Genomic DNA, 12671 nt, shown 5'->3' on the forward strand with positions numbered 1-12671 from the left:
ATGAATTCTGAAGCACACGCTTTAGCATTGCTGCATGATGGATCTGGGACGCCTGCGGGCGTTGCACGCGGTGGCCGTGCACGGTTCGGTCGGTGGGGCGGCGGCCGCACTCGGGTTCACCCCCTCGGCGGTCTCCCAGCAGATCGCCAAGCTGGAGCGCGAGACCCGGACGGTGCTGCTGGAGCGTCAGGGCCGGGGCGTGGTGCTGACCGACGCCGCCCGCGAGCTGGCCGGCACCGCGCAGGCGGTGCTGGGGCTGGTGGAACGGGCCGAGGTGCGGCTGGAGGAGCAGCGCGGACAGGCGTTCGGACGGCTCGTGGTGGCCGCCTTCGCCACCGGCGCGCGCGGGCTGATGCCGGGCGCCCTCGCCGACCTGCGCGGGCGCTGCCCCGACCTGGACGTCCGGCTGCTGGAGAGCGACCCCTACCCGGCGGCCGAGCTGGTGGCCCGGGGTGAGGTGGACCTGGCGCTGGTCCAGGACTGGCCGACCGTGCCGCTGCCGGTGCAGGACGGCCTGGCCCGGCTGGACTTCGGCCCGGACCCGGTGGATCTGCTGCTGCCCGCCACGGATCCGTTGGCCGAGCTGGCCGTGGTGCCGGTGGGGCGGCTCCGCGGGCAGCGCTGGATCAGCGTGCCACCGGGCAACATCTGCCACGACTGGCTGGTCCGCACCCTGCGCGAGGCCGGCGAGGAGCCCGACGTGCGCTACCAGGTCGGCGAGTTCGAGACCCAGATCGCGCTGATCGCGGCGGGTCTGGGGGTGGGGCTGGTGCCGCGGCTCGGCCGGGGCGCCCTGCCGCCGGAGGTGGTCGCCCGACCGGTCGTGCCGGAGCCCGCCCGGCGGGTGTTCGCGCTCTGGCGCGCCCAGGCCTCCCGGCGACCGGCGATCACCGAGGCGCTGGCCGCGATGCGGGCCCGGTGGGCCGCCCTGGCCGCGCCCGCCGATTCCGCCGGGACCGGTGGGACTACCGGGACCGGTGGGCTCAGTGGGTCCATTGGGTGAGCGGGGGCCCGTTCAGGCGGCGAAGCCGATCACCAGCCACATGAAGCCCACTCCGAGGATGGTGCAGAGCAGGGTGGCGCGGGACGGGTGCGGGCTGTGCGCCTCGGGGAGGATGTCGGAGGTCGCCAGGTAGAGCAGGAAGCCGGCGAAGAATCCGAGGTAGAGACCGAGCAACTGCTCGGGGATGGTGAACAGCAGGGTGATCGCGGCGCCGGTCACCGGGGCCAGCGCGTCGGCCGCCAGCAGGGTCAGCGCCCGCCGGCGGTCGTTCCCGTACAGCCGGGTGATCGTGTAGGTGTTGAAGCCGTCGGCGAAGTCGTGTGCCACGACGGCGACGGCGACCACCGTCCCGACCGTGGTGCCGGCCTGGAAGGCCGCGCCGATCGCGAAACCGTCCATCACGCTGTGGCCGACCAGGGCCAGGGCGGCGGTCAGCCCGATCCCCGGCGCCGGCGCCCCGTCGGCGGCCGACGGCTGGGTGTGCGCACGGGTGTGGGAGTGGGCGTGCTGGTGGCCGTGGGTGTGCGCCGCGTACTCGCCTTCGTGGCCGCGGTGGATGGCGACCGCGCGCTCGACGACGTGGATGGCCAGAAACCCGGCCGCGAACATCAGCAGCGCCTGCGGCACGCCGTGGATCTCCTCGGGTGCCTGGTGCAGTGCCTCCGGCAGCAGGTCGAAGGCCACCACCCCGAGCATCAGCCCGGCGGCGAAGCCGAGCACCAGGTGGCGGCGGTCACCGGTGCGCTGGGCGACGTAGCCACCGATCAGCGTCATCAGGAACGCCCCGGCGGCGACCAGGATCGCGGTCACCGCGGCTCCCCCGTCCCGGACACCCTGCCCATCTCCCGCCTCCCCCGCGTCCCGTGCGTCCCCGTCGTCGTAGTCGTCCCGGTCGTCGCAGCCCGCCCCGGTCCTCCCGGTGGTCCACGGACCTGACCACCGACCGGCGCCGGTCACCCGGGCGCGCCCGCGCCCCCAGCCTCGCCCCCCGTACGGAGCGCCGCCCGCCGGGCGGGCCGGGAGGGTGAGCCGGACAGGTGAGCCGGACCGGCCGGGCAGGAGCTGCCGCGGGTCGGCTTCCGGCGGCTCCGCTCCCTGCGGCCCGGTTCCCCGCCCGCTCAGTGCCCCGAGGCGAGTGGCAGCCCGAGGTGGGTGCGGGCGAGCTCGCGAACCCCGTCACCGTCGACCAGGTGGATGTGCTGGTGCTCGCCCTCGCCGGTGAGGTCGAGGGCCTCGTCGCTGAACCGGCCGGTGGTCAGCCGCAGACCGCGTTCGGCGGACTCCTCCCGCACGGCCTCCGCCAACGTCCGGATCTCCTCCTCGCCCACCGCGCCGGAGCCCCGGGAGGCCCAGACCACCCAGCGCCCCGGCAGCGCGCTCCCCGCGGCCCCCTCCCCGGTGGCGACCAGGCCGGCCGGGCCGCGCAGTCGCACGCTCCACTCCTCCAGCCCGCCCCGGGTCAGCAGCTCGCGGACCAGCTGGGCGAACTCGTTCGCCGAGAGGTCCGACGCGGACGGCACGGTGGCACCCGCCAGGGCGGCCGGTTCGACGCCCGCCCTGGCGTAGGGGTCGGGGGTCACGGCCGCGCCGAGCTGGCGCAGCCGGACCAGCGCCTCGTCCTGTTCGGCGTCCGCGTAGACGCCCTCGCCGTCGTGCTCCTCGTAGGGGGCGGCCGCCGGCAGCAGCCTGGTCCGGGCCAGGGCGTCGCGGTCGGCGTCCACGCTCACCAGGCAGAGCGGCTCCGCCCCGGCGGTCTCACGCAGCCAGCCGTTCAGCACGACCCCGGCCAGTATCTCGTCGGTGTCGACGGCGTCGGCGGCCTGCAACGCCCGCAGCGCCAGCCGGGCGACCAGCCGCAGGTAGTCGGTGGCCCGGTCGGCGGGCGGGCGCGGCACCGGCAGGATGTCGCCGTCCGGAGCGAGCCGGTAGCCGGTCAGCGAGGGCACCAGATCGAGGTCCGGGAGGTCGAGGTCGAGCACGGCGGTACGGGTGAGCGGGCGGAAGACGGCCCGGCAGGGCGCCGGCAGATCCTGGGTGGCCGTCTCCGCCGCGGCCAGCGCCCGCTCCAGCAGGGACTCGACGGCGGCCGGCTCGGCCAGCCGGTAGGCCCGCCGGCACTCCTCCAGGCTGTCGTTGTACTCGCGGACCGCGCGGGCCCTGGCCTGCTCGGTCTCCTCGTGGGCCCGCCGCGACTCGTTCTCGGCCGGGCGGCCGGCCTCGGCATGCCGGGTGCGCCACTCCCGGAGGGCTCGCTGGTGGGTGAGCCGCGCCTGGGCCAGCTCGCGCTGGAAACCGGAGTCGAGCAGCCGCCGGGTCGGCGGCTCGTCGGGCGCGACGCCGGCCGGCTCGGCGGGCGCGAAGTCCTCCCAGCGCGGTTCGGCGTCGGCGTCGGCGCCGCCCTGGCCGACGCTCGGGTAGGGCCGCGGCTCGTAGTGGCGGAGCTGGCTCTCGAAGTCCATGGCCGAGACGGGCAGCGCGGCCCGCCGCAGCAGGTCGGCCAGCCGGTCGTGCTCGGCCCGGACGCTGACCGTGCGGTGGTGGGTCAGCGCGGCGGCACGGGCGTGCGCGGCGACCGACTCGTCCGCGCCGTCCTGACCTCCCGGGCCGCCGGCTCCCGGGCCCGACGAACCGGGTGGGCCTTCGGACCCGTCGGGCCCGTACGGTCCGTCAGGGGCGGTCGGCGATCCGTCCGGGCCGGGGACACCGAGGTCACGGAAGACCGTGGCCAGGAAGCCGGGTTGGGGGGCCATGACAGTGCCCTCGGGCTGGCCGTCTGCTGAGTACTGCATCGGTCGTCGTTCCCCCATGCTCGTCCGGCGCCTGCCCGGGGCGGCCGGCGAGCCCGCGGACCGCCCCTGCCGGACATTGTCCACCGAACGGGTGCACCGGTCAGCCAAGCCTCTCAGTTGGTCCGGGTGTTGGTCAGGTGCAGGCCGATGTAGCCGACATAGATCCGGCCACTGCCCGAACAGTCGTCGAGATAGTGCAGCCGCGGGGCCGTCCGCCCGCCGCCGATCCGCAGGTGCGCGCCCATGAACGCCCGCCGGGAGGTGTCCACGCACTCCGGCACCGGCAGCATCCGCTCGCGTTTCCACTTGGTGTGGCTGAAGACCGTCCGCGACTCCCCGCGCACCGCCTTGCGGGGCGGGAAGCGGTGGCAGCCGGTCGGGGTGTGCTCGCACCACTGCTTGAAGTCGCCGCCGGCCTCGCCGCGCACCGCCGCCTCGGCGTACTCCTGAAGGGCCGTCAGGCCGCCCCAGGTGAGCCGGGCCCAGCCGGCCCCGGTGCACCGCAGGTCGTCCAGGGCGAGCGCGCTCTTCTGGTCCCCGGTGAAGCTGAGCAGCGGGAACTCGCCCAACCGGGCCATCAGTTCGGTGAAGCTGTCCGGCACCACCGCGGGACCGCGGTCCCCGGGGGCGCCCGGGTGTCCGGCGGGCCCGGGCAGGACGGAACGCCGACCGGACGCGCCTCCGGTGCCGACGCAGAGCCGACCGGCCAGCCCCCGGCCCTGAACGCCTCGGCGCAGCCCGCCGACCGCCCCGCCGGACGGGTCGTCCACCGGCAGCCGGCGGCCCTGGCGGCGCTCCCGGCGCAGGCTGTGCCGCACCCGCTCCAGTTCGTCGGCCCTGGCCTGCCGTTCGGCGTGGTCCTGCTGCTCCTCGCGGGCGAGCGCCGCCTGCTCGGCCCGGCCGGGGGCGTCGTCCGGGCCGGTGCCCGCGCGGACCCCGGGCGCGGGTGCCCGCAGCACGGGGACGGCGGCCAGCGGCGGGGGCAGCGGCTGCTCGGCGGCGAGCCGGCGCGGTTCGCGGGCCAACAGCCCGGCCGCCCGGCGGAGGTCCTCCTCGATCCGGTGGCGGGCCAGTACCGGGTGCCGGGCGCCGTCCTGCCGGGAGGCCGGATCGACCTCGGGCAGGTAGGTGCGCACCGCCCCGCCGTACACGGTGTGGTACTCCAGTGCGACGTTGAACTCGGTCCGGGCGCCCGGATCCAGCACATAGGCGGTGGCGAGGCCGGGGAGTTGCCGGCAGAGCGGGCGGACGACGTCCGCCACCCACGCGTCGAGGTCGTGGTTGACCGGGACGCTGGCCACCACGGTGGGCAGCCGCCGTTCCGGATCGCAGAGTTCGTCGATGAGGCCGTCGACCTCGGCGGCGGTCAGCACCCTCGGCGCCGACTGGACGGCGACCGGGCCGTCGGCGGCGTCGAGCAGCGGCAGCAGGCTGCAGGCGAGTTCGGGCACCGGCACCCGGCACGGCGTCCGTACCCCGCTGCCGGTGGTGTGGGTCTCGGCCTCCAGCCGGACCCAGGTGCGGCCCTCGGCCCCGGTCGCCACGGTGAGCGTCAGTTGATGGGTGCCGTGCGGTGCCGGTGTGCGCAGCCGACGGCGGTCGTAGTACCCGGCGCCCGGGCCGCCGCGCAGCGGACCGCCGTCGCGGTCGAGCAGGACCCGGCCGCCCAGCCGCAGGCGTTCAGCGGGGGCTTCGGCCGGGACGTCGGCGGTGTCGGCGGCGACGGACCGGTGCGGCGCCGGCGGCGGCTCGTCGCAGCCCTCGTGCTTGAGCCAGGCGGCCAGGCGCTGGTCGGCCAGGGCCACGGCATCGGCGTGCGGGAGGGCGGTGGTGACGGTCATCCGGTAGGGAGTCGCGGGGCCCCTGGGGCCGGGCAGACCGGCACGGGAGGGCGGCGGAAAGCGGTCTGAGGTCATGCGCATACCTCCGTGGTGCGGTGGTGGGGTCTGTCGTCCTCCATCGATGGGGTGTGTTCGTCCGGATGTCCCGGATCCTTGCCCAGGAAACGCCACAGCCCGGAGCGGAAGTTCCAACTCCGGGCCACGTCAATACGTTCGAGTGAATCTGCTCAAGCCGCCCGCCCCACCGGGCCGACATCTGCTGCGGGCCGGCATCCGCCGCGGGCGGGTTCAGCCCGCGGCACGCTCCGCGCCGCTGCGGCTCCACTCCGGTTCCCCGACCGGCACCGCCAGCGGACAGCCCTCCGGGATGTCGTAGCCGGCGATCAGCACCACGGGGACGGTCCCGTGGTTGCGGCCGACGTGCACGTGGACCGGCCCCGCCCCCTCGACCAGCGAGTCGCCCGCCCGGCTGACCTCGACCCGGCCGTCGCACAGGGTCCGGGTGAGCGTCCCGGACAGCACCACCACGTCGACCCGGCCCGGGTGGTAGTGCCAGCCGGTACTGGCGCCCGGGGGAAGGGTGATGGTCTGGACGACGCGCATCGCGGCTCGGCCTCCTGGTCGGCGATCCGCCCAGGCTAGGCAGGCGGGACGGGCCCGGAAACCGGCCGGCCCCGATCTGTCCGAAAGTCTGTCCGGAACCCCCGGGCCGGTCGCCCCGCCGGCCCTTCTCCCCCGCCCGCCCGGTCACCCCGCCGGTGCGCCGGGCTCCCGCTCAGACCGGCACCTCGACGTACGTGCGCCCCGCCGCCACGGCCACCGAGGCACCGCCGGTCGCCTCCGCCAGCCAGGCGTGGAACTCCGCCACCCCGGGCTCCGGCACCCCGACCTCGATCCGCACCCCGGCCGCCTCGTAGGCCAGGTCGCTCACCGTGTACCCGGCCGCCCGCAGGTCGTTCTCGACCCGCCCGGCCCGGGTGTGGTCGGCCGTGACGGCGAGCAGCGCCACCGGCCGCCGCTCCAGCAGCCCGACCGCGTCGACCGCCTCCGACACCGCGTTCCCGTACGCCCGGACCAGGCCGCCCGCGCCGAGCTTGATCCCGCCGAAGTACCTGGTCACCACGGCCACCGTGTCGGTCAGCCCGCGCCGGCGCAGCACCTCCAGCATCGGCACGCCGGCCGTGCCGCCGGGCTCCCCGTCGTCGCTGGAGCGCTCGCGCCGCTGCTCGTCCCCGACCACGAACGCGGTGCAGTTGTGCCGCGCGTCCCAGTACTGCTTGCGGATGCCCGCGATGAACGCCTGCGCCCCGTCCTCGTCGGTGACCCGGGCGAGGTGGCAGATGAAGCGGGACTTCTTGATCTCGATCTCGTGGCTGCCCGCGTGCCGGATGGTCAGGTACTGCCTCGGAGTCGGCTCCGGCGTGGCGGACATGGTTCGGCGGTTCTCCCGGAAGACGGCGAAAGGCTGGCGGCACCGCCCCGACGGTGTCCGGGGCGGTGCCGCCAGCCTAGTTGCCACCCGGAGCGGTCCGGCCGGTCAGCGGCCGGCCAGGGCGTCCAGCTGGGTGCGGTCCAGCCCGGTGAGCGAGACGACCTCGGCGAGGTCGACCGCACCGCAGTCCAGCCCGCGCAGCACGTAGCCGCTGAGCGCCCGCGCGGTCGCGGGCTCGTCCATCACATCGCCGCCGGCCTTGGCGACGTACGCCGCCAGCCGGGCGGCGGCGGCCGCCAGGCCCTCGCGGTAGAAGGAGTAGACGGCGACGTAGCGGGTCGGCAGGTGCGCCGGGTGCATGTCCCAGCCCTGGTAGTACGCCCGGGCCAGCGAGCGGCGAACCAGGTCGTGGTGGAGCTTCCAGGCGGCGTGCACCTGCTCGGTGGAGCCGGTCGGGATGACGTTGGTGGAGCCGTCGGAGAGCCGCACGCCGGTACCGGCGGCGGCCACCTGCATCACCGCCTTGGCGTGGTCGGCGGCCGGGTGGTCCATGCTCTGGTAAGCGGCGCCGACCCCGCAGGCGGCGCTGTAGTCGAAGGTCCCGTAGTGCAGACCGGTGGCCCGCCCCTCGGCGGCCTCGATCATCCGCGCGACGGTGGCCCGGCCGTCGGGGCCGAGGATGGCCTGGGTGGTCTCGATCTGGATCTCGAAGCCGATCCGGCCGGCCGGCAGCCCGGCCGAGCGCTCGAAGTCCGCCAGCAGCCGGACCAGCGCGGTGACCTGCTCGGCGTAGGTCACCTTGGGCAGCGTGAGCACCAGCCCCTCGGGCAGGCCCCCGGCGGCCAGCAGAGTGGTCAGGAACAGCTCCAGGGTGCGGATGCCGCGGTCGCGGACGGCCGCCTCCATGCACTTGATCCGGATGCCGAGGTACGGCGGGGCGCTGCCGTCCGCCACCGCGGCCGCGATCAGCTCGGCGGCCCGGACGGCGGCCGCGTCCTCCTCGGCGTCGGGCCGGGGGCCGTAGCCGTCCTCGAAGTCGATCCGGAGATCCTCGACCGGCTCCCGCTCCAGCTTGGCGCGGACCCGGGCGTGCACGTCGGCGAGCAGCGCGTCGTCGGCCACTCCGAGCGCGCCGGCCAGGGCGGCCGGGGTGCCGGCGTGCGTGTCGAAGGCCTCCAGCGCCCGGCGGCCCCAGTCGCCGACGGTGTCGGCGCCGAAGACGTCGGCCGGGACGTAGACGGTGTGGACCGGCTGGCGGCTGCCGGAGTCGCCCGGGTAGCGGCGGGCCAGGTCGGCGTCGACGGGGGCGAGCAGCGCGTCCACGGCGGCACGTGCCGCTTCGGAGAACGACGCTCCGCCCGCCGGACCGGTACCGTCCACCTGGACCTGCGACATCCGTACTCCTCCGGGCCGAACCAGCGCTTCAACAATTTGTTGAAGCGAAGGTAACCCCGCCGGGGTCGGGCGTCAATGGCCGACCGAGCGGTGGACGGGCGGCAGGGCGGCGCCGCGGGACGGGGTCGGCGGGACGGGTCAGTCCCTCCCGGCGGCGAGGAAGCGGTCGCGCAGCTCGGGGAAGAGCTCGGCGACGTCCTTGGGGTGCACCGAGCCGTCGGGCCGGGTGCCGGCCACGCCGTACTCCCTGGTCAGCCAGTCCGCGAGGCGCTGCGGGTCGGGCTGGTGGTCGAAGGTGTCGATGTAGCTGACCAGCGCGGCGTAGCAGAGCTCGGGGTCCAGCCGCGACGGAGCCGGGCGCGGGACGGAGTCGTCCTCGCCGCCGGAGCCCTGCGCGGCGCCCGCCACCGGGGTGAAGCCCTCCTCCTGCGGGTACCCGGCGCCCTGGACGTACTCGGTGCCCTGGACGTCATCGGGCTCCGACGGGAAGTCCGCGTACTCGATGCCGTCCGGGCCACCGTCGGCGGCGGGCCGCGGAACCGGCTGCGCGACGGAACGGGCGGACGGCTCCGCCGCCGGCTGCGGGCCGCCGGGCTGCGGAGCGGACGGGCGGGGCGGCTTGAACCACGGCGAGGCCTGGCCCGGCACCCGGCTGCCCGGAGAACCGTCCCCCTGGGGCCCGGTGGTCCGCACCGGACGCTCGGTCCAGACGTTCAGCTCCTCCCGGGGCTGCGGCGGCGCCTGCTCCTCGTCACCGGCCGGCTCCTGGGAGGCCCGCAGCCGGACCGCGGCCAGCTTGGCGAGCATCGGCGCGGCCACCTGGGCGGGCACCGGCGCCACGGCGGCCGCGGCCGCCTCGGGCCGGGGCCCGGCCTGGACCGGCGGCTGGGCCTGGACCTGGACCGGAGCCGGGGCCTGCTCCTGCGTGCCGGCCGCCACGCCCGACGGGATGGCGGCAGCCGGCGTCCGGCTCTCCCGCAGCTCCTCGGCCTCGCGCGACTGCTCGTCCAACCGGTCCAGCAACGCCGGGTCCAACGGCACCCCGTACTTGGCCAGCTTCAACGGCAGCAGCGCCTGGATCGGCGCCGCGCGGCGCCAGCCGCGCCCGTACCGGAAGCGCAGCTGCGCCCGGTAGACCAGCCGGTTCTGCTCCAGCCGGACGACCTCGTCGTAGGAGCGCAGCTCCCAGAGCTTCATCCGCCGCCAGAGCCGGAAGGTCGGCACCGGGGACAGCAGCCAGCGCATCAGCCGGACGGACTCCATGTGCCGGTCGGCCGTGATGGCGGCGATCCGGCCGACGGCGTGCCGGGAGGCCTCGACGACGACCACGAACAGCACCGGGATGACCGCGTGCATGCCCATCCCGAGCGGGTCGCCCCAGGAGGCCGCCGCGTTGAACGCGATGGTGGCGACGGTCAGCAGCCAGGCGGTCTGCCGCAACAGCGGGAAGGGTATCCGGAGCCAGGTCAGGACGAGGTCCAGTGCGAGCAGCACCACGATGCCCGCGTCGACCCCGATCGGGAAGGCGTAGGAGAAGGCACCGAAGCCCTTCTCGGACGCCAGCTCCCGCACCGCGTTGTACGAACCCGCGAAGCCGATGCCCGAGATCAGGCACGCCCCTGCGGCGACCAGCCCGAGCAGGCTCCGGTGGGTCTTGGTGAGCGGAGGGCGTGCCATAACGTCTATCAACCCCTGGATGTCGGCTGCGGCCGTACGCTGCCTCGGCGGCCGGTTCCCCTTGGTCGGGGCGCCGGACGACTGAGCGGCCTCCGGGCTCGGCCCACCGGAGTTTACTCGTACAGATGTTTCAGCGTCCTCGCAGCCCAGGGTGTCACTACCCGCGGCAGCCGCCGCGTGCGGGCCCGGTGTCGACCGGGTGCCGATCGGGTGCCGGCCCGACCCGGCGGGGTGTCAGGCCGTCCGCTCCGTCGTCCCGTTGAGGTAGGCGAGCACGGCCTGCACCCGGCGGTTGGCGTCGTCGGCGGGGGCGAGGTCGAGCTTGGTGAAGATGTTGGCGATGTGCTTCGCCACCGCACCGTCGCTCACCACCAGCCGGGCCGCGATCGCCGAGTTGGAACAGCCCTCCGCCATCAGTTCCAGCACCTCGCGCTCGCGCGGCGAGAGGCGCTGGAGCGTCCCCGGGCGGCGGGAGGTGCTCTGCATCAGCTTGGCGATCACGTCCGGGTCCATCGCCGTACCGCCGGCGGCCACCCGACGGACCGCCTCGATGAACTGGTCGGCGTTGAAGACCCGGTCCTTCAGCAGGTAGCCGACGCCGCCGGTGCCGTCCGCCAGCAGCTCCCGCGCGTACAGCTGCTGCACGTGCTGCGAGAGCACCAGGACCGGCAGTCCCGGGATCTCCCGCCGCGCGTGGAGGGCGGCCTGCAGGCCTTCGTCGGTGAGCGTCGGCGGCAGCCGGACATCGACCACGGCGACGTCCGGACGGTGCGTCAGCAGCGCGTCCAGCAGTTCCGGGCCGGTCTCGACCGCCGCCGCGATGGTGAAGCCATGGGCTTCCAGTAGCCGGATCAGGCCTTCGCGAAGGAGGTAGAGGTCCTCGGCGAGGACAACTCGCACGGCAGCTCCAAGGTGATGGTGGTCGGACCGCCCGACGTACTGTCGATGGCCAGGACACCGTCGAAGGTACCCAATCGCCGCTCGATCCCGCGCAGGCCGGTACCCCGGGTGGGGTCCGCCACGCCGACACCGTCGTCCGTCACCGTGACCCGCAGGACGCCGGCCCGGTACAGGATGTCCACCCAGACCTGCTCGGCGCGCGAGTGCTTGGCGGCGTTCGCCATCAGCTCGCAGATGCTGAAGTAGACGGCCGCCTCCACCGGTGCCGGGGGCCGGTCCGGGAGGCTCACGCAGACCTCGGTCGGCAGCGCGCTGTCCAGCGCCAACGCCCTGACCGCGTCGCCCAGTCCACGCTCGGCGAGCACCGGCGGGTGAATGCCCCGGACGAGGTCGCGCAGCTCCTGGAGCGCACGCGCCGAGGACTGCCGTGCCTCGGAGAGCAGCTCGCGGGCGGCCGCCGGGTCGGTCTCCATCAGGTGCTCGATCGTGCCGAGGGTCATCCCGATCGCGACCAGCCGGGCCTGGGCGCCGTCGTGCAGGTCCCGCTCGATCCGGCGCAGTTCGGCCGCCTGGTCGCCGACCGCGTCGGCCCGGGTCTCGGTCAGCTCCGCCACCCGCTTGGTCAGCTGGGCGTGCGAGGCCCGGCCGTCCTGGTCCAGCACCCGACGGGCCAGCTCCAGGTACCCGCGCACGGCGAACGGCGCCGCGAGCACGCCGAGCCCCGTCAACCCCAGCCCCAGGGCGACCGAGAGCAGCGCGGAGACGCCGCCCGCGTCGATCGGTCCGTACGTCCGGGAGTCCACCGCCGCGGTCACCGCGTAGCCCGCCCCGCCCAGCAGCAGACCGGCCACCGGCAGGACCAGCGCGCCCGCGGCCACCGGGCTGATCACCAACCAGGCGATCTCCGACCGGGTGGCCCGGTCCCGGGCGGCCCAGTGCAGCAGGTGGGCGAGCCTCGCGACGGCCTGGGAGCGGTGGTACGAGTACCCCGTCCACCAGTGGCCGCGCTCGTCCCGCTCCAGCACCGGCCGGGGGCTGTACTCGACGGGCAGCCGGATCCCGAACCAGCGGACGAGCTGGCCCCGCGTCCGGTCCGCGGTCCGGCGCACCAGCAGGCCGGCCACGGCCGCGCCCGCGACGGCCGCCGCGACCACCGCGAACAACCGGGCCGGGTAGTAGGCCTCCAGCAGCGAGGAGACCGACGCGCCGGCGAAGAGCGCGGCCAGGAACGGCAGGGCGACGGTCGGCACCGCGCCCAGCGCGAGCAGCGCCAGACGGACCAGGCCTCGGCCGCCCGAGGTGAAGGCGGCCTCGGTCTGGGCGCGCACGCCCGCGCCGCTCGTTCGACTCGCTGCTGTCACGGGTGCTCCTGGGGCTGGTACCGATCGTGGTTCTTCCAGTGTCCCCGGACGGCATCGACGCGGCACTGGCCGTCCCACCCCGGTTTCGGGGTGGACCTAGCACCACCTCCGGACAGCCTTTTCGCACCGCCATTCCGTACCGGGTCTCTCCGTACCGGCGGGCCTGTCACAGGAATGCCCCGGAAACGCAAAGAACCCCCCGATCCGAAGGGATCAGGGGGTTCTTCACAATGATTGTTCGGCGGCGTCCTACTCTCCCACAGGGTCCCCCCT

The 12671-nt window shown here is 75.2% G+C and carries 10 protein-coding genes; 1 reads left to right on the top strand and 9 read right to left on the bottom strand.

Annotated elements, in window-relative coordinates:
- Window positions 1-34 precede the first annotated feature (34 nt).
- Window positions 35-1003: a LysR family transcriptional regulator gene (locus ACIQTO_RS35075; RefSeq protein WP_402396928.1), complete on the top strand. Its 969-nt coding sequence runs from the start codon at window positions 35-37 to the stop codon at window positions 1001-1003.
- A 12-nt stretch (window positions 1004-1015) separates the two neighbouring features.
- Here the strand turns inward: ACIQTO_RS35075 and ACIQTO_RS35080 are convergent, their stop codons facing one another.
- The 9 genes from ACIQTO_RS35080 to ACIQTO_RS35120 form a co-directional block, all read right to left on the bottom strand.
- Window positions 1016-1777, bottom strand: coding sequence for a ZIP family metal transporter (locus tag ACIQTO_RS35080; RefSeq protein ID WP_402396957.1), 762 nt, complete (start codon window positions 1775-1777; stop codon window positions 1016-1018).
- Window positions 1778-2121: 344 nt separating this feature from the next.
- The gene (locus ACIQTO_RS35085; protein ID WP_402396931.1) at window positions 2122-3792 is read right to left on the bottom strand and encodes a restriction endonuclease; all 1671 of its coding nucleotides are present in this window, start codon (window positions 3790-3792) and stop codon (window positions 2122-2124) included.
- A 113-nt stretch (window positions 3793-3905) separates the two neighbouring features.
- Window positions 3906-5633 (bottom strand): hypothetical protein, encoded by a 1728-nt coding sequence (locus ACIQTO_RS35090; RefSeq protein ID WP_402396934.1) that lies wholly within the window; start codon window positions 5631-5633, stop codon window positions 3906-3908.
- A gap of 288 nt (window positions 5634-5921) precedes the next feature.
- Window positions 5922-6236: a cupin domain-containing protein gene (locus ACIQTO_RS35095; protein ID WP_402396937.1), complete on the bottom strand. Its 315-nt coding sequence runs from the start codon at window positions 6234-6236 to the stop codon at window positions 5922-5924.
- A gap of 172 nt (window positions 6237-6408) precedes the next feature.
- Window positions 6409-7065, bottom strand: a complete 657-nt coding sequence (locus tag ACIQTO_RS35100; RefSeq protein WP_402396940.1) for a YigZ family protein — start codon at window positions 7063-7065, stop codon at window positions 6409-6411.
- A gap of 105 nt (window positions 7066-7170) precedes the next feature.
- Window positions 7171-8460 (bottom strand): DUF6986 family protein, encoded by a 1290-nt coding sequence (locus ACIQTO_RS35105; RefSeq protein ID WP_402396942.1) that lies wholly within the window; start codon window positions 8458-8460, stop codon window positions 7171-7173.
- 138 nt (window positions 8461-8598) lie between these two features.
- On the bottom strand, window positions 8599-10137 hold the full coding sequence (locus ACIQTO_RS35110) for a DUF2637 domain-containing protein (protein ID WP_402396945.1): 1539 nt from the start codon (window positions 10135-10137) through the stop codon (window positions 8599-8601).
- Window positions 10138-10371: 234 nt separating this feature from the next.
- The gene (locus ACIQTO_RS35115) at window positions 10372-11037 is read right to left on the bottom strand and encodes a LuxR C-terminal-related transcriptional regulator (protein ID WP_380579968.1); all 666 of its coding nucleotides are present in this window, start codon (window positions 11035-11037) and stop codon (window positions 10372-10374) included.
- The gene (locus tag ACIQTO_RS35120; RefSeq protein ID WP_402396948.1) at window positions 10989-12398 is read right to left on the bottom strand and encodes a sensor histidine kinase; all 1410 of its coding nucleotides are present in this window, start codon (window positions 12396-12398) and stop codon (window positions 10989-10991) included. The genes ACIQTO_RS35115 and ACIQTO_RS35120 overlap by 49 nt, the downstream gene beginning before the upstream one ends.
- Between the last annotated feature and the right edge of the window lie 273 nt (window positions 12399-12671).

The organism is Kitasatospora sp. NPDC091207, assembly GCF_044768625.1.
Classification (GTDB): domain Bacteria; phylum Actinomycetota; class Actinomycetes; order Streptomycetales; family Streptomycetaceae; genus Kitasatospora.